Below are 17,576 nucleotides of genomic sequence, written 5' to 3' on the forward strand. Positions count from 1 at the left end.
AAAACGCCTCCTCTACTGGCGATTAGCGTAAACGACCAATCTGGTTCGCTGCTAATTCCATACTTGTGTCAAATGTCTTCACGACTTGTTGGTTCATATCAAACATGCGGTGAGCGCGTGTCATATCTGCCATCACTTGTTGCTCATCCACATTCGATTCTTCTAAATGGTTTTGTTGAATTTGAAAGCCAACACCATCAGCAGCACGTGCGTCCACAGCTGCTACATCTCCTTCATTCGCAAAAAGATTGTCGCCTTCTTTCACAAAATCATTCGTATTTTCATGATAAGCCATACCAATCAACGTGTTATCAAACGGTGAAATCACTTCACCATCTTCTGTTACCTCGAATTGATCCGTTCCCGTTTGAATGGTATCGCCGTCTTCATCTAAGACATAATGACCTTGGTTCGTCGTCAAAAAGCCTTCCCCATCAACTGTAAAATTGCCGTTCCGTGTAAAACGGACATCGCCATCCTCGTTTTGGACTTCAAAAAAGACTGAGCCGTTCTCATCTGGCATATCGCCATTTTGAATCGCTAAATCCGTTGATAGGCCTGTCTGACGGATATCACCTTGCGTCTGTAGTGGGACATCTTCTTGCATATAAACGCCAGAGTTAATCGTACCAACTGTATTTTGAAACGGAAGTTGTAAGCCGTTTTCAGTCGGAACATCACGAGATTCTACATTTTGGATTAGCATTTCTGGAAACGCTCGAAATGTTGAACGGTCTTGTTTGAACCCAGGTGTTAAAGCGTTTGACATATTATTACTGAGTGAATCTTGATGACGTTGGTTAGCCATCATACCAGCTCCGGCTGCATTAAACCCTCTTAGCATGGTGTTCCTCCTCTAAGAAAATCTTGATTAAGATTAAACAATTTTGTCTTTCGGTAACTTATCAATATTCTCAAGCATAATGCCTGTTCCTTGTGCGACACAGTTCATTGGTTCTTCCGCAATAAAGACAGGAACTTTCAATTCTTCTGCAAGCAGTTGATCAATACCGTCTGTAAGCGCACCGCCACCTGTAATAATGACACCGCGGTCAATAATATCAGCTGATAATTCTGGTGGAGTTGTTTCGAGAACGGTTTTCGTTGCTTGTACGATCATCGAAACTGACTCTCGTAATGCCTCTTCGATTTCTTCAGAATGTACCGTAATGGTTCTCGGTAAGCCTGAAACTAAGTCACGTCCACGAATGTCTAAGGATTCATTACGATTACCTGGGAAAACCGTGCCAACATTGATCTTAATATCTTCAGCTGTTCGGTCACCGATTAATAATTTATATTTGCGTTTGATATACTGCAAAATTTCGTGGTCAAATGTGTCACCAGCCATCTTAATCGACTGGGATGTGACAATATCACCCATACTGAGGACTGCAACATCCGTCGTACCGCCACCGATATCGACGACCATATTTCCGCTTGGTTGGAAAATATCCATACCAGAGCCTACTGCCGCAACTTTCGGTTCTTCTTCTAAGTAGATCTTCTTACCGCCTGATTTCTCAGCCGCTTCTTTGATCGCTTTTTGTTCGACTTTTGTTATGTTTGTTGGGCAGCATACTAAAATGCGCGGTTTTGAAAACATGCCACGTACATTAATTTTTTCAATAAAATGGCGTAACATCGCTTCAGTCACGTCAAAGTCAGCGATCACACCATCTTTAAGTGGACGAATAGCCTCAATATTTCCTGGTGTACGACCGACCATTTTGCGCGCTTCATCGCCGACTTCTAAGACTTTGCCCGTGTTTTTATCCATTGCAACAACAGATGGCTCGTCTAACACAATCCCTTTACCTTTAACATGAATCAATACGTTCGCCGTTCCTAAGTCAATCCCGATATCTCTTGCAAACATGTAACCTCGCTCCCCCTGCTTTTTTCCTATATATTCACGTTTTATATACATTAATTCTATTCTATCATTTTATCACTATTTTCCTATCATGTCATGCCCTTTTTCGTATCATTGTGACAATTTACTATATGATAAAAACAAGAGCACCTGCCGTAGCAAGTGCTCTTGTTTTTGATTGAGGTGTTTCGCCGTATGTGGTTCTGATTTCGCCGTATGAGTACTGTTTTTCGCTGTATGAAGCAGAAAAATCGCTGTATCTGTGTTGTTTTTCGCTGTATAATGTGGGGTTTTCGCTGTATTCGGGTGATTGATCGCCGTATCATGAAGCGATTTCGCTGTATCATTCACCAACAATCGTCTCAAAATGACGTAAATGGAGATCCGTCACGTCCTCAGGCTGGAACGTGTTATGCACATAAACTTCCGCAACAGCTAGGCTACGCGCATCGTCCACTGCTTCAAGCGCGACCACTGCTTCATAAATCCGTGTCATGTCGTCTGTTATTTGCTTCGGATATTTAAGCATCAGGGATTCATCTCTCTCTGCCAGCGTTCCGAGTTTAGCTCGAAGCTGCTCTACTGCATTAACGACAGGTTCGGCAATCTCTGCGACTTTACCTGTCATAGCAGTTAATCGTTCACTCATTTCTCTCAAAAATGCCTCGTGCACACGGTATTTTTTCATTAACCGCAAAACTTCTAAACCTAAAATATTCGCTGTTCCTTCCCAAACAGTTAACACTTGGGCATCGCGCAGTAATCTTGGTGTGACAAAGTCTTCTATATAGCCGTTTCCGCCGTGCATCTCAATCGCTTCATGAGCAAAAGCAATTGATTGGTCAGCGGTTTCTTTTTTCAATAAAGCGATATACAGACGGAGCATCGCTTGGTCATGTTCACTCGGCTCACATCCTTTCGGCATCACTCGGTCGAATAATTGAATCATTTCGAATGACGCACGCATCTCGACTTCCCATTTCACCGCTAGATTCACGAGGGTTTCTTGGACCATTGGATAATCGACGAGTCGACCGCCAAACGCTTCTCGGGAAAAAGCGTAATCCCGCGCTTCACGGTATGCACGGCGCATAATCCCGAGCGATGCTACCGTATTACAAACACGCGATAGATTAAGGGCTTCCATCATATATTTGAAACCTTGCGAAGCATCGCCGACCAGGTAAGCCGTCACCCCGTCGAATTCCACTTCCGCTGATGGTACCGCGCGCACGCCGAGTTTGTCTTTTAAGCGACGCACAGATAGCTGCCCCGCTTCACGATTTTCTTCCCAAGGCACACAGAACAAACTTAATCCCTTCGTCCCAGATTCAGCGCCTTCAATTCGGGCGAGCACCATGGCCACGCCACACATGCCGGCATTACTAGCAAAATATTTTTCACCGGTAATTCGATAATGATCACCTTCTTGAACCGCTTCAACGACATTCGCGCCAACATCTGATCCACCTTGGCGTTCGGTTAAAAAAGTCGCTCCCTCGTAAAGTTCTGTGTCGCCTGTTGCAAGCACATGCGGTAGAAAGCGCTCGCGGACGTGATCATCGGCGTAATGATCAAGTAAATATGCGGTCGCTTGGGTTAAGGTGACTGGACAATAAAACCCAGGTTCGGACTGAGATAATAAATAGCCTTGCGCAAAGGAATAGGCGTAATTTCCTGGTTGACCCAGTTCAGGAATCGGTTTATGCACGTAACCGACGATCCCAGTTCGGTACGTTTCGTCAACGGTTTGCTTGTAGCCTTCATTCACCCAAATACGACTGACGTCATTGCCCCATTTGTCGTACTTGATTAATTGTGGCTGACCCGTTCGATCGGTATGGGCTGCACGTTCGTCAATGTCGGTCGCCACACGCTCTCCGAATTCTGTTAGCGCTTGGTCCGCGTATTGATACAAGTTTTCTGGTAGTTGTTCTCGTAAAATCGATTGTATGACAGAGTCGTCATGGTAGAAATTCGGTTCGGTCATGATGTCGAAACCTCCTCACGTAATTGTTGTCGGAGTAATTTACCTGTCGCATTTCGAGGCACTGCATCAACCACTTGATAGAGTTTTGGAATTTTGTAGCTTGCGAGTTGATCTTGGAGAAATTCGGTTAAGCTCATTTCAATCGCTGGATCATCCTCCGTCGTTACCACAAATGCTTTCACCGTTTCGCCCCATTCAGCATGTGGCACGCCAATCACTGCGACATCATCGACATTCGGATGCTGCATGATTACCTTTTCAATTTCAGTTGGGAAAACGTTCACGCCACCTGAGATGATCACGTCTTTCTTACGGTCGATCACCCAGAAATAGCCGTCCTCATCTTGCATGCCAATATCACCTGTATAAAGCCAGCCATCAACGAGCGTTTCAGCTGTTTTCTCAGGGGCTTTATAATAAGCTTGCATCGTTCCTTCTCCTCGCAAAATGATCTCGCCTGGCTCACCTCTCTGAACGTCTTGACCATTTTCATCAACTAAACGAATCTCGCAATTTAACGCTGCGCGCGAGCCAATACTTCCAGCTTTCTCATCATGTTCTTCAGGTAATAATAATGTGCCATTCGGTCCCGCTTCAGTTAAGCCATAAACACACATGAGCCGGTCGGTATCAAACGCCTTTTGCACGAATCGTACTTCATTTGCTCCAAGAGGCGCCCCGCCGTAGACCCAGTATTCCATCGAGGATAAATCGTACTGGCTCACTTCTGGATGTTTCGCTGTCATCAGATAAGCCACGGGCGCACCAAAGAAATGCGTCACCTTCTCTTGTGATACCATTTGCAGAAGTAAATCTGGCGTGAAAGTCGGCGCTAAGACATGCGTCGCCCCAACATATAAACCAGCCGCCATAAACAAATGCAAAGGCGCTGAGTGACTGAGTGGCATCATGTGAAGTACGCGACTGTCTTTATTCATCGGCATCTCGATACAAATCATTGTCGCGACTGTTAAAATGCTACGATGCGTAAACACAACCCCTTTTGGATTCCCTGTAGTACCTGAAGTGTATAAAATCGACGCTTGATCATCCTCAGTCGCATCACAAGTTACTGGCGTTGGGTCGCCTTCTAATAATTCGGCAAAACTCATCCATTTACCGTGTGCATCACCCGTTTTAATCCACGTTAACGAATTCTCATCCGCAAGACCTTTCGCTTCATCAAACAATAATTCATGCGTCGCAAAATACGTCGCTTCACTATGGTCGATAATATACTGCATCTCGGGCTGGGTGAGTTTGGCGTTAATCGGGATGACAATACCCTTTAAACGAATGACTGCGATGTATAGCATCATAAATTCAGGAACATTCGGCATGTGAATGATTAATTTGTCACCTGGTTGAAATCCTAATTGCGTTAATTTGTTCGCAATGGCATTCACCGAATCATCCCACTGCTTATAAGAAAAACGAGATTGTTGCGCAACTAAAGCCTCATGCTCGGGAAATTTACGTGCTTGATGGGCCAATAATTCAGATAGATTCATGATTCATCCTCCTCCAATTGATTTAATTCGTCGTAAAACACTTGCATCAAGGATTCCATTTCGCCTTTCATCGCTTGCAGTTCATGAATTCGTTGGTCGACTTCACTAATCTTCCCCTCGCCATATTCGATCGTGCGTCTTAACTGTTCACGTCCAGTCGGATCTTCGTCGAATAAGAGCACCATTTCTTTGATTTCATCTAGATTGAAACCATATTTCTTACCACGAAATATGAGCTGTAGCTGGGTCACTTCTTTTTTCGTGAATTGACGGTAGCCACTGTCATTCCGTTCTGGTTTCAGCAGGCCGATTTCTTCATAATAGCGAATCGTTCTAGTTGTGACATTAAAATAGTTAGCGAGTTCCGAGATCGAATAGCGAGTCATGTTTACCCTCCTTTTATTTTCAAAATATTCTTATATTTAAAGTTTAACATTGACGTTAACGTGAAGTTCAATCATTTTTCTAAAACAAGTTGTCCTAACATGACACATAAAACGAGCCTGCCTCGTCTAACTATGGCAGGCTCAAGAAACTAGACGCTACTTTTCTCGCTGTACTTCTTTTTCGTCGCTTCACCACCTCGCAAATGTCTAATCGACTTATGGTAATGCAACACGTATTCAACTTCTTTGGCTAGGACGGGATTAATCGTAGGTAAACGCTCAGTCAGATCTTTATGGACGGTGCTCTTTGACACGCCAAATGACTTCGCGATAACTCGGACCGTTTGACGTGTTTCCAATAAATGCTCAGCGATCTTGATTGTTCGTTCTTTGATGTAATCATGCACATCACTCGCCTCCTGAGGTGTTGACACTTAAGGTGTTGATGGTACATTTTATTCACGGATTTGTGTGATTATGCTAATGGGTGGAAGTTGGATGTTTATCAGTTTCGCTGTATCAGGGACTGGTTTCGCTGTATAAGCGAGAAGTTTCGCTGTATCGAGCACTGATTTCGCTGTATCGGGCACTGATTTCGCTGTATAAGCGAGAGATTTCGCTGTATCGGGCACTAATTTCGCTGTATGAGTGAGAGGTTTCGCTGTATCCGGCAAAATATTCAATCATTCAAACGCGGTCGCACTTTCTTAGTAGATTGCCAGTTAAACAAGAAAAAGCCCCGCATTCGCAGGGCTTTCTCTTCCATTATTTGAATTGTGGATTAACGGGTTCACCGTTTTCGAGTAGTCGGAAGTGGACTTTTGTCACGTCTTCATCAGAATAAACATTTGATCCTGAATGACCAATGACTTCACCTTGAGTAACGTCAGCGCCTTCTTCTACTGAGACTTCTGAAAGACTTGCGTAGAATGTTGAGCGTTCTTCGTCGTGTTCGATCTCAATTGTTTGGCCGAGAAGTTCGTCCTCTTCAACTGAGACGACGGTTCCGCTTAGAGCTGCGATCACGTCAAATGATTCATTGTTTTGAGATGTAATGTCAACGCCTTGGCTTTGGTAGTACTGATTATTGTAAAAAATGAGCGCGTCTTCTTGTTCTTCTGCTGAAGCCTCTGTGTCGTAGAATGGTGTCATGACTTCTACATCGTCACCAAGTAACACTGGCATGACAAGATCTTCTGATTCTGCTACAACTGGTTCAGCCGCTTCATCGCCACCTTGTGCTTCTTGATTTTCTAAATCATTTTGCTCGACACTCCAGTTGAACTCATCGTCTCGTTCAGCTTCGTCATTACCGACAAATTGAAACGTGAGTACACCTGCTAAAACAACCGCGACGAGCGTGACGTACAAGGTCGGGTAAAACCAGCGTTGACGTGTGAGTTTCTTCCACTTCGACTCACGGAACATGTTTCTTTCCTTCATTTTCATCACCTCAGCAACCATTCTGACCGGAAAAGGTGATGAATATACCTGTTAAATGAAAAATTTTCTATTTTGTGGCGACAAATGTTTGTAACGGTTCAACAGAAACATCCTGATAGTAATGATGAACAATGTCTTTATAAGTAGAGCCTTCTTTTGCCATACCGTTCGCACCGTATTGACTCATGCCAACCCCGTGACCGTATCCATTTGTTTTAAAGATGATGTGCTCAGCTGTTGTTTCTACTTTGAAATCGTTTGATCGTAAACCTAATTGTTCTCGCACTTCGCGACCTGAGAATGTTTCATTGTTAATCATAACGGTATCTACTCGACCACTTTCTGTCCGAGTGAGATTCGATATATTTAATATAGATTGTTGTAAACCTAATTTTTGAGCGACTTCAGCATGGGTAAGAATCGCTTGATCATTAAACACAGGAGAAGCTTCATCCCATGGACTTGAAACACTCTTTAAATAAGGGATTTCATTTTGCCAATAATCTTCTGCATTTTCGGTAAAGCCGTTACTTGTCGAAAAGAATGCAGCGGTAATGGGTTCGCCATCATAAGTAATGATTTCGCCTTCTGTTGCTTGAACGGCTGATTCTATCTTTTGCATGTGGTCTGAATAATCAACGCCCCACATGTCACGTAATTCTTTTTCAGAATGGAAGACTTGATCATCGACCGTATCTTTAACATGAAAAGCTTGGTCAGATTCAGTGTGCGCCATCTTATTGGCAATATAAGTTCTCGCAGCTAGCGCTTGGGCTTTTAAAGCTTCCATTTCGAACTCTGCAGGAATTTCTGAAGCGACTACTTGCGTCACGTATTGTTCTAGCGGGAGTTCTTCAATTTGTTCTGATTCGGTACGCTTAATTTTTACCGTAACGCTCTTCTCATTTTCTTGGGATTGTTCATTAGTGTCGTTTGACGGCGGTGCGGCTTCGGTTGGCGTATCATGAAAAGGTAACACAATCATTGTCGGAACCATTACAATGACAGCAACTAGGATCATAGCAATCATCATGCTTTGTTTTTGCAACCATATAACCTCCTTTAATTACGGGCTCTATCATTAGCCTATTCAATTAAGGAGGTTACTAGAACACAAAAAAGAAGGACTCACGTGAGCCCTTCTTAAATCAATCGACTATAATATAATAGATTAGTTCGACTGTACCATAGTATCTTCATTCATAACGAATGGATCATTCACACGTTCAATGTCAGCACCTAATCCTTGAAGTTTTTCAACGAATTCAACATAACCACGGTCTAGATGTTGAAGTTCTGTTACCGTCGTATGGCCGTCTGCAATCAACCCTGCTAGGATAAGAGAGGCAGCTGCACGAAGGTCGGTAGCTGATACTTCAGCACCCTGTAGATGAGTCGGACCATCTACAATTGCGCTTCGTCCTTCAATTTTCGCATTAGCACTCATGCGTCTAAATTCTTCAACATGCATGAAGCGATTTTCGAAAACTGTCTCTGAAATGACACTCGTACCATGAGCACGCATTGTTAATGTCATAAGTTGCGCTTGTAAATCTGTTGGAAAGCCTGGATATGGCATTGTCTTAATATCAATTGGTTTTAATAACTCAGTCCCAATGACGCGCACTGAGTTATCAAACTCTTCAATCTGAACGCCCATTTCTTTCATTTTAGCAATTAAAGAACGTAAATGAGCTGGAATCGCACCTTCAACGATGATATCACCATTTGTAATTGCACCAGCAACCATAAATGTACCTGCTTCAATACGGTCAGGAATGATGTTGTGTGTAATGCCTGTTAACTTTTCAACACCTTCAATTTTAATCGTTTCAGTACCTGCACCGATCACTTTACCGCCCATTTTATTAATAAAATTAGCTAGGTCTACAATTTCTGGTTCGCGTGCACAGTTTTCCATGACCGTCGTACCTTCAGCTAAGGCTGCTGCCATCATAAGATTTTCAGTAGCACCAACGCTTGGAAAATCTAAATAAATACGAGCACCTTGTAAACGATTTGATGAGAAAGCTTCAACGTAACCATTACCTACTTCTACGTTAGCACCCATAGCTTCGAGCCCTTTTAAGTGTTGATCAATCGGACGAGAACCAATCGCACAACCACCAGGCATCGCGACTTTTGCGTGACCATAGCGTGCTAGTAAAGGTCCTAATACAAGGACTGAAGCTCGCATTTTTCTAACATATTCAAACGGTGTGACCGTTTTGAGATCTTGTTCAGCATCAATATATAATGTACGATCATCACGTTCTACATCAACGTTCATGTATCGTAAAACTTCACCAATTGTATCTACATCCGCTAAAGGCGGAACATCTTCAAGTACTGTTTTCCCTTCACTTGCCATTATACTTGCTGTAATTACAGGTAATACTGCGTTTTTAGCACCTTCTACTTTTACTGCGCCATTTAGACGATTACCTCCAGATACGATGATTTTATCCAATATCTTTCCCTCCGTGTCGATAGTCCGTATATTATTTAATATTCAATTATGAGGATTGGTGTGCCGATTGTAACTGTATTTTTTCGGTCGTCCTCTTCGCGAATCGCTAACTGAATATTAATATGCTCTTTTTCATGTGGTATACGTTGTTGTAAATTAGGTGTGTAACCACTTACTACAGTCAATAATTCTTCGTGCATTTGCGTTTTTAAATCTACTTCAAAATCTTGAATAACTTCTTCTAAAAACAAATTCTTATCGAGTTTACTATCAAATGAAGCTTGAAAGAAAGTGAAATGAGTCCCATTTTCGCGAAAAAGTGATAAATTTCTTTTTTCCAACAATTGTTGTACATCTTCATGAATCTTTTGATTCCATTTTGATGTTTCAACTTGATAGATTAATTGACTACGTTTAGGTGATATTTCAACCATTGATAACGATTCGTCAATTATAGAACGTTTATGGTGGTCATTACCCTGGATTTGATCTTTTAAGACATTTTTATATGAATTTAGTTCTTTTTTACTAGAAACCAATTTCATTGTTAAGCCAAAAGTAGTTTGTTCTGATTCCCAATCTGTTACATAGTTTGATAGATTTGATACATCAAGTTGAGCATCAGAATAACCTTCTGTTGGCGTTGTCATTAAAACAAATGTCATTAATACTAAAATAAATCGCATGGACAATTCCCCCTATTATCTTAAGGGTTGTCCATGCTGCTCCTTTTTAAACGTTAATATTATAGTAAATATGGTAAACGTTGTGACCAATTAATAAAGTCTAAAAAGAAGTTACTGACGGTGGTACCTAATGCAATTGATAATAAAATCCATAGTAATTTGCTTTCGATTTCTTTATTCTTTTTGAATAAAGCTTGGATATTGATCGCTTCAAGTGCTTTCCAAGCTAATATAATAAAAATAATGTGTGAAGTGATGCCAATTAACGCATCAATACCTTGCTCCATTAACATTATAACACCTCTTCAAGTTTTTTCGTAGGTAATTTTCGACATTTATATGTATTTCCCGGGAAATTTCAAAGGGATATTCCGAATAAATAGCATACAATGTCATATTTTCTCATATTATGATGTGTTTGGCTAGTGTTGAGGCTCTTCCTTTTTAAAATGAATACACGGCTGATATTGAACAATTAGCTCGCTATATTTAACAGTTCAACTCAATTGTTAAATAATCCTGTTAGATTGTTAGACAATCCCACTCGATTGTTAAACATTCCCGCTAGTTTGTTTAACAATACCTATAGAATGTTAAACAATTCGTCCGGATTGTTTAACATTTTCACTGATGTAGAGGCAAAAAAAGATCTGACCAGCTGGGTCAGATCTTTTTTATTGATTGGCGATGTCTATACGGTTAATCGCACGGTTAAGCGCTAATTTTGCACGGTTGAAGTCTATTTCATCTGATTTAGTTACATTTAAGCGTTGTTCTGCACGTTGTTTAGCAGACTCAGCACGATCAACGTCAATTTCAGAAGGTCGTTCAGCCGCTTGCGCTAAGATCGTCACTTTATCAGGGCGGACTTCTAAGAAGCCTCCGCTCACTGCTACAAGGTCAGTATTGCCTTCTTTTTTAAGTCGAACTGCACTAATGGTTAGAGGAGCAACTAATGGAATGTGACCTGGTAAGATACCAAGTTCGCCACTTTCTGCTCTAACACTTACCATATCATATGAATCTTCTAGTACAGGGCCGTCAGGAGTGACAACACTCACAGTTAGTGTTTTCAATCTTACCCCTCCTTGGGCTCGAATTAAGCGGCAACTAAATGCCGCTTAAAGTCCCATTATTGTTCCATGTTGTTTGCTTTTTCGACAACGTCTTCAATACGTCCAACTAGACGGAACGCATCTTCTGGTAAGTCGTCATGTTTACCATCAAGGATCTCTTGGAATCCTTTAACTGTTTCTTCAACCGGTACATATGAACCTTTTTGACCGGTAAACTGCTCGGCAACGTGGAAGTTCTGCGATAAGAAGAACTGAATACGACGTGCACGAGAAACGACTTGTTTATCTTCATCAGAAAGCTCATCCATACCTAGGATTGCGATGATATCTTGTAGTTCTTTATAACGCTGTAGTGTCTTTTGCACTTCACGCGCTACGTTATAATGGTCTTCACCAACAATATTCGGGTCTAGTGCACGAGATGTTGAAGAAAGTGGATCCACCGCTGGGTAGATACCTTGCTCTGTCAACTTACGCTCCAAGTTTGTTGTTGCGTCTAAGTGTGCGAAAGTAGTTGCTGGTGCTGGGTCTGTATAGTCGTCGGCTGGAACGTATACAGCTTGGATCGATGTGATCGAACCAGTCTTCGTAGATGTAATTCGTTCCTGCAACTGACCCATCTCTGTTGATAGTGTTGGCTGATAACCAACGGCTGATGGCATACGGCCTAATAGTGCTGATACCTCTGTACCCGCCTGTGTAAAACGGAAAATGTTGTCGATGAATAAAAGAACGTCTTGTCCTTGTTCATCACGGAAGTATTCAGCCATTGTTAGACCTGTTAATGCTACACGCATACGTGCTCCAGGTGGTTCGTTCATTTGACCAAACACCATAGCTGTCTGCTTAATAACACCTGAGTCACTCATTTCATAGTAAAGGTCGTTACCTTCACGTGTACGTTCACCAACTCCGGCGAAAACGGATATACCACTGTGCTCTTGGGCAATGTTATTGATAAGCTCCTGGATTAAAACGGTTTTACCTACTCCGGCACCACCAAATAGACCAATCTTACCACCTTTAATATAAGGAGCAAGCAAGTCTACAACTTTAATTCCTGTTTCAAGAATTTGTGTTTCCGTCGCTAACTCGTCAAACGATGGTGCTTGACGGTGGATGGAATCATGGCGATTCTCTTTAGAAACAGGCTCTTCTAAGTCGATGTGTTCACCTGTTACGTTAAACACACGGCCTAGTGTCGCTTCACCTACAGGGACACTGATTGCTGCGCCTGTATTTTCTACAGCTGTACCACGGACTAAACCATCAGTTGAGTCCATTGCAATCGTACGAACTGCATCATCACCAAGGTGTAGGGCGACTTCTAATGTTAGGTCTTTTTCGCCTTCACCTTTGACGATTAGGGCGTTATAAATTTCAGGTAGTTCACCATTGTCGAACTTAACGTCGACGACTGGGCCTAGTACCTGTGTTATACGTCCGTTACTCATCCTTTTCCCTCCTAACTGCTCATATACAAAAACGATCTAATCTTGTGCTGCTGCACCACTAACAATTTCTGAGATTTCTTGTGTGATGGCTGCTTGTCTTGCACGGTTATAGGATAACGTGAGTTCATCAATGATATCTTCTGCGTTATCAGTTGCATTACGCATAGCGGTCATCCGAGACGCGTGCTCACTTGCCTTACCATCTAATAAGGCGCCATACACAAGGCTTTCAGCATATTGTGGCAATAAGACTTCTAAAATTTGTTCTTGATCTGGTTCATACTCGTACATGCTCGTCTGTGACTCACCAGCTTCGATATCAGTCAGTGGTAATACTTTTGTTTCTTTTACCTCTTGACTAATAGCACTAATAAAGTGGTTATAGATTAAGTTCAACTCATCTATTTCTTCATCAGCGAAAAGACCGACGGCATAATTCGCGATTTCTTTGATTTCTGCGAATGTCGGTTGGTCTGGTAAGCCTGTGACTTCGTGTGCGATTGGATGATCAAGTTTTCTACAAAAATCACGCGCAACTTTACCAATTGGAACAATCGTGTATTCGTCTTTTGACTGATGACGCTCTTCAATCGCTTCAGTCAGTTTACGTAATACGTTTGTGTTATAGGGTCCAGCTAAACCACGGTCTGAAGCAATCACAATATAACCCGTTTTCTTAATCGGTCTTGAGGTTAACATGGGATGGCTGACTTCGATATTACCTGAAGTAATGCTTGAGACGACTTCCTGAATTTTTTCCATGTATGGAACGAAATTTTTCGCATTTTCTTCAGCTTTTCTTAACTTAGAAGTTGAAACCATTTCCATTGCTTGAGTAATTTGCTTCGTCTTCTTGGTCGAGCCTATACGCGTTTTTATCTCTCGTAACGATGCCACAACGTCTCACCACCTTTATTTAGAGACTTGCTCCTTATTATTTAGATACGACAAATGTGTTCTTAAAGTCGCTAATAACTTTGTCGAACGCATCTTTATCTGGTAATTGACCTGTTTCACGGATATGGCTTAAGACCTCTTGACCATGTTGTTTCATGTAAGCATGAAGTTCTTCTTCAAAACGAACAACATCTTCAACTGGAATACTATCTAAGAATCCGTTAACTAGGGAATAAATAATCGCAACTTGGTATTCAACACGTTGTGGTTTGTTAAGTCCTTGTTTAAGGATTTCAACTGTACGCTGACCACGATCTAGCTTCGCTTGTGTCGCTTTATCAAGATCAGAACCGAACTGTGCGAATGACTCAAGCTCACGGAATGACGCTAAGTCAAGACGTAGTGTACCTGCAACCTTCTTCATCGCTTTGATCTGTGCAGAACCACCAACACGGGATACAGATAGACCAGGGTTGATCGCTGGACGTACACCGGAGTGGAATAAGTCAGACTGTAAGAAGATTTGTCCGTCTGTAATGGAGATGACGTTTGTCGGGATGTATGCACCGATGTCACCTGCTTGTGTTTCAACGAATGGTAGGGCTGTAATTGAACCGCCACCTTTTTCATCACTTAACTTCGCTGCACGCTCAAGTAGACGAGAGTGAAGGAAGAAAACGTCACCTGGGAATGCTTCACGTCCTGGTGGGCGACGTAGTAATAGTGAAAGCTCACGGTAAGCTGCCGCTTGCTTCGTTAAGTCATCATAAACGATTAGGACATGTTTACCGTTGTACATGAACTCTTCACCCATTGATACACCTGCATATGGCGCTAGGTATAGAAGTGGAGCTGGTTCTGATGCACCCGCATTAACAACGATTGTATAGTCTAATGCGCCGTTTTGACGGAATGTTTCGACAACACCACTAACGGTTGAGTCTTTTTGTCCAATCGCAACGTAAATACAAATTACGTCCTCTTCTTTTTGGTTTAAGATTGTGTCCACGGCAACAGATGTTTTACCTGTTTGGCGGTCACCAATGATTAACTCACGCTGACCACGACCAATCGGTACCATGGAGTCAATAACTTTAATACCTGTTTGTAACGGTTCTTCAACTGATTGACGGTCCATTACGCCAGGTGCTTTTGCTTCAATTGGACGCGTTGTCGTTGTTTCAATTGGGCCATTACCATCGACAGGTTGACCAAGTGAGTTAACAACACGTCCGATTAGATCTTCACCTACTGGAACTTGCATGATACGTCCTGTACGGCGAACTTCGTCTCCTTCACGAATTTCTGTGAATGGACCTAGGATGACGATACCAACGTTGTTCTCTTCTAGGTTCTGAGCCATACCCATTACACCGTTAGAGAATTCAACTAGTTCACCAGACATAACGTTGTCAAGACCGTGGGCACGAGCGATACCGTCACCAATTTCGATAACTGTACCGACATCATTGACTTCTATATCTGAATCATAATTTTCAATTTGCTGCTTGATCAGCGCACTGATTTCTTCAGCTTTGATGCTCATCCATTTCACCCCTATCTTTACTTGTTTGCAGATACAACGCTCTGCTCAATGCGTTGAAGTTTACGAGCAACTGTACCGTCGTAAATTTGGTTTCCGACACGTACTTTTAAGCCGCCGATAATACTTTCGTCGACAATGTTACGGATGCGAAGGGTGTTTTTGTTTAACTTTTTCGCAAACGTTTCTCGAATTCGCTCTTGTTCTTCGTCTGATAGCGCATGAACAGAATAAACTTCCGCCTCTGCAATGCCTTCTGCTTCATTCTTCATTTCCACAAAAGACGCAATAATATCACTGATTTCGCTAATTCGACCTTTATCAATTAAAATGAACAAGAAGTTTTTAACTGCTTGTGACGCATCTTTAAATACGTCATTCACAAATTGTTTCTGGTCGTCTTTAGATACGCGTGGATTATCAAAAAAAGCTAATAACGTTTCATCATGTTCGAAAACGTGACGAACGGTCGCTAATTCTTCTTCTAATTGAGGTAAGTTAGTCTGTTCTTTTCCTAATTCAAACAAAGCAACGGCATAACGATTAGCTACTGCTGATTGACTCATTTGTTCTCGCCTACTTGTTCTAAGTATTCGTTAATCAGCTTTTGTTGTTCATCCACCGTTAATTCTTTTTCAATAACTTTGCTTGCGATTTGAACAGATAATGTACCAACTTGCTCTTGTAATGCTTGGACAGCACGCTCTTTCTCTTGCTCGATTTCTTGGCGTGCATTATCTTTAATGCGTTGTGCTTCATCTTTTGCTTCAGCAATCATCGTCTGTTGTTCAGACTTTGCTGTTTCTTTCGCGTCTTCGATGATTTTCTGCGCGTTTTGACGTGTGCCTTGTAGCTCGTCTTGCGCTTCGTTCATGAGACGCTCAGCTTCTTGTCTATTTTTTTCTGCAGTATCGATCTCGTTTGCGACATGTTCTTCACGTTCTTGCATGACGTTCATTAATGGGCGCCAAGCAAACTTCGTGATCACTGCTAAAAGAATGATAAACATGACAAACTGGATGATCATACTACCAGGGTTAAATCCCATTTCTGCGTTTAAAATAAACAAACGTGGGTCTAGCACAGCCTTCACTCCTTTCGCCTAATCATTCATTTAAGGCTTAAAAGGAAAAACGTCTCCAACCGCAATTATGCGAAAGTTCGGTTTCCTTTTAGTCATCTTGTTACAACCTAACATAAAGGAATGGCGAAGCTTCAAAGATCACTTCGCCATTATGTCAATGTCATGCAATAAAGACTTATTACATGACCATGAATGCAATAACTACGGCAATGATCGGTACCGCTTCTACTAGGGCAACACCGATGAACATTGTTGTTTGTAAGGCACCACGTAATTCTGGTTGACGTGAAATACCCTCTACTGTACGACTTACGATTAAACCGTTACCTACACCAGCACCAAGTGCCGCTAAACCTACTGCAATTGCAGCTGCTAATGCTCCTGACATTGAAAATTCCTCCTCTTGGATATTAAAAAGTTAGTATTATTTTATAATGTTAATGGTCTTCGCTCACTTTATGAGACATATAAACCATGGTTAACATCACGAAAATAAATGCTTGGATACCACTAATGAATAGTTTGAACCCTTGCCATAATAAGGCTGGTACAACACCAGCGACTGTTTCCATTGCACCTGTGGCCATAAAGCCGACAAGTAGCGTTAATAATACCTCACCTGCATAGATGTTACCGTAAAGACGCATACCTAGCGTCAATGTGTTCGCGAACTCTTCAATAATTTTTAGTGGGAACAAAATCGGAATTGGTGAGAAGAATTCCTTAATGTAACCTTTTGTCCCTTTCAGTCTAACACCGTAATAATGCGTTAGTGCCACAACCATAACGGCTAGTGTCAATGTAACGCCTGGGTCAGCTGTTGGTGATTTCCACCAGAGTTCGCCATCGTAAACAACCATGAACATAATACCAAGAATGTTGGCGATAAATATGTACATGAGAAGCGTTAAGCCTAATGGAAGGAATCGTCTACCTGTCTTCCAATCCATAGTACTCGAGATCATGCCTTTCACGAAATCGACAATCCATTCCATGAAGTTCTGGAATCCCGTCGGCTTACGTTGTAAGTTGCGACTACCAATGACCGCTATAATAAAGACGATAAGAGACGCAACAAATGTCATGATAATGTTTGACAAATTGAAATCCAGCCAACCGATTCCAAAGACATTTTCGATTGTAGGAGAACTGTGATCCAC

Annotated in this window: 21 protein-coding genes; all 21 read right to left on the bottom strand. The window is 42.0% G+C overall.

Annotation, left to right across the window (positions count from 1 at the left end; translation table 11 throughout):
* Nucleotides 1–22 precede the first annotated feature (22 nt).
* The 21 genes from FHR85_RS05895 to atpB all read right to left on the bottom strand — a co-directional run bounded on the left by FHR85_RS05895 (nucleotide 23) and on the right by atpB (nucleotide 17,576).
* Nucleotides 23–844, bottom strand: coding sequence for a flagellar hook-basal body protein (locus tag FHR85_RS05895; protein WP_167261945.1), 822 nt, complete (start codon nucleotides 842–844; stop codon nucleotides 23–25).
* Nucleotides 845–877: 33 nt separating this feature from the next.
* Nucleotides 878–1,879, bottom strand: coding sequence for a rod shape-determining protein (gene mreB, locus FHR85_RS05900; RefSeq protein ID WP_167261946.1), 1,002 nt, complete (start codon nucleotides 1,877–1,879; stop codon nucleotides 878–880).
* A 108-nt stretch (nucleotides 1,880–1,987) separates the two neighbouring features.
* Nucleotides 1,988–2,227 carry a hypothetical protein gene (locus FHR85_RS05905; protein ID WP_167261947.1) on the bottom strand — a complete coding sequence of 80 codons (240 nt, stop codon included), beginning with the start codon at nucleotides 2,225–2,227 and terminating at the stop codon, nucleotides 1,988–1,990.
* A complete protein-coding gene (locus FHR85_RS05910; RefSeq protein WP_167261948.1) occupies nucleotides 2,220–3,866 on the bottom strand; it encodes an acyl-CoA dehydrogenase family protein in 1,647 nt (548 codons plus the stop codon). The genes FHR85_RS05905 and FHR85_RS05910 overlap by 8 nt, the downstream gene beginning before the upstream one ends.
* On the bottom strand, nucleotides 3,863–5,377 hold the full coding sequence (locus tag FHR85_RS05915; RefSeq protein WP_167261949.1) for a class I adenylate-forming enzyme family protein: 1,515 nt from the start codon (nucleotides 5,375–5,377) through the stop codon (nucleotides 3,863–3,865). The genes FHR85_RS05910 and FHR85_RS05915 overlap by 4 nt, the downstream gene beginning before the upstream one ends.
* Nucleotides 5,374–5,763, bottom strand: a complete 390-nt coding sequence (locus FHR85_RS05920) for a MerR family transcriptional regulator (RefSeq protein WP_167261950.1) — start codon at nucleotides 5,761–5,763, stop codon at nucleotides 5,374–5,376. The genes FHR85_RS05915 and FHR85_RS05920 overlap by 4 nt, the downstream gene beginning before the upstream one ends.
* A 149-nt stretch (nucleotides 5,764–5,912) precedes the next feature.
* The gene (spoIIID, locus tag FHR85_RS05925) at nucleotides 5,913–6,170 is read right to left on the bottom strand and encodes a sporulation transcriptional regulator SpoIIID (RefSeq protein ID WP_167261951.1); all 258 of its coding nucleotides are present in this window, start codon (nucleotides 6,168–6,170) and stop codon (nucleotides 5,913–5,915) included.
* Nucleotides 6,171–6,218: 48 nt separating this feature from the next.
* Complete coding sequence (locus tag FHR85_RS05930) at nucleotides 6,219–6,437, bottom strand: hypothetical protein (protein WP_167261952.1); 219 nt, start codon at nucleotides 6,435–6,437, stop codon at nucleotides 6,219–6,221.
* Between the two features lie 91 nt (nucleotides 6,438–6,528).
* Nucleotides 6,529–7,206, bottom strand: a complete 678-nt coding sequence (locus FHR85_RS05935) for a M23 family metallopeptidase (RefSeq protein WP_167261953.1) — start codon at nucleotides 7,204–7,206, stop codon at nucleotides 6,529–6,531.
* A 67-nt stretch (nucleotides 7,207–7,273) separates the two neighbouring features.
* On the bottom strand, nucleotides 7,274–8,254 hold the full coding sequence (spoIID, locus tag FHR85_RS05940; RefSeq protein WP_243864175.1) for a stage II sporulation protein D: 981 nt from the start codon (nucleotides 8,252–8,254) through the stop codon (nucleotides 7,274–7,276).
* Nucleotides 8,255–8,377: 123 nt separating this feature from the next.
* Nucleotides 8,378–9,676: a UDP-N-acetylglucosamine 1-carboxyvinyltransferase gene (gene murA, locus FHR85_RS05945; protein WP_167261954.1), complete on the bottom strand. Its 1,299-nt coding sequence runs from the start codon at nucleotides 9,674–9,676 to the stop codon at nucleotides 8,378–8,380.
* A 35-nt stretch (nucleotides 9,677–9,711) separates the two neighbouring features.
* Nucleotides 9,712–10,362, bottom strand: coding sequence for a YwmB family TATA-box binding protein (locus tag FHR85_RS05950; RefSeq protein WP_167261955.1), 651 nt, complete (start codon nucleotides 10,360–10,362; stop codon nucleotides 9,712–9,714).
* Nucleotides 10,363–10,421: 59 nt separating this feature from the next.
* The gene (locus tag FHR85_RS05955) at nucleotides 10,422–10,649 is read right to left on the bottom strand and encodes a DUF1146 family protein (protein ID WP_424923980.1); all 228 of its coding nucleotides are present in this window, start codon (nucleotides 10,647–10,649) and stop codon (nucleotides 10,422–10,424) included.
* Between the two features lie 387 nt (nucleotides 10,650–11,036).
* Complete coding sequence (locus tag FHR85_RS05960) at nucleotides 11,037–11,438, bottom strand: F0F1 ATP synthase subunit epsilon (RefSeq protein WP_167261957.1); 402 nt, start codon at nucleotides 11,436–11,438, stop codon at nucleotides 11,037–11,039.
* 56 nt (nucleotides 11,439–11,494) lie between these two features.
* Nucleotides 11,495–12,892, bottom strand: coding sequence for a F0F1 ATP synthase subunit beta (atpD, locus tag FHR85_RS05965; protein ID WP_167261958.1), 1,398 nt, complete (start codon nucleotides 12,890–12,892; stop codon nucleotides 11,495–11,497).
* Between the two features lie 36 nt (nucleotides 12,893–12,928).
* Entirely contained in the window at nucleotides 12,929–13,789 is an 861-nt protein-coding gene (atpG, locus tag FHR85_RS05970) for an ATP synthase F1 subunit gamma (RefSeq protein WP_167261959.1), read from the bottom strand.
* Between the two features lie 37 nt (nucleotides 13,790–13,826).
* Entirely contained in the window at nucleotides 13,827–15,335 is a 1,509-nt protein-coding gene (gene atpA, locus FHR85_RS05975; RefSeq protein ID WP_167261960.1) for a F0F1 ATP synthase subunit alpha, read from the bottom strand.
* 17 nt (nucleotides 15,336–15,352) lie between these two features.
* Nucleotides 15,353–15,898, bottom strand: a complete 546-nt coding sequence (locus tag FHR85_RS05980) for a F0F1 ATP synthase subunit delta (RefSeq protein ID WP_167261961.1) — start codon at nucleotides 15,896–15,898, stop codon at nucleotides 15,353–15,355.
* Nucleotides 15,895–16,416: a F0F1 ATP synthase subunit B gene (atpF, locus tag FHR85_RS05985; protein WP_341770936.1), complete on the bottom strand. Its 522-nt coding sequence runs from the start codon at nucleotides 16,414–16,416 to the stop codon at nucleotides 15,895–15,897. The genes FHR85_RS05980 and atpF overlap by 4 nt, the downstream gene beginning before the upstream one ends.
* A gap of 178 nt (nucleotides 16,417–16,594) precedes the next feature.
* Nucleotides 16,595–16,804 carry a F0F1 ATP synthase subunit C gene (atpE, locus tag FHR85_RS05990; RefSeq protein ID WP_167261962.1) on the bottom strand — a complete coding sequence of 70 codons (210 nt, stop codon included), beginning with the start codon at nucleotides 16,802–16,804 and terminating at the stop codon, nucleotides 16,595–16,597.
* Between the two features lie 49 nt (nucleotides 16,805–16,853).
* Nucleotides 16,854–17,576, bottom strand: coding sequence for a F0F1 ATP synthase subunit A (atpB, locus tag FHR85_RS05995; protein WP_167261963.1), 723 nt, complete (start codon nucleotides 17,574–17,576; stop codon nucleotides 16,854–16,856).

This window comes from Alkalibacillus almallahensis (assembly GCF_011761495.1).
Classification (GTDB): domain Bacteria; phylum Bacillota; class Bacilli; order Bacillales; family Alkalibacillaceae; genus Alkalibacillus; species Alkalibacillus almallahensis.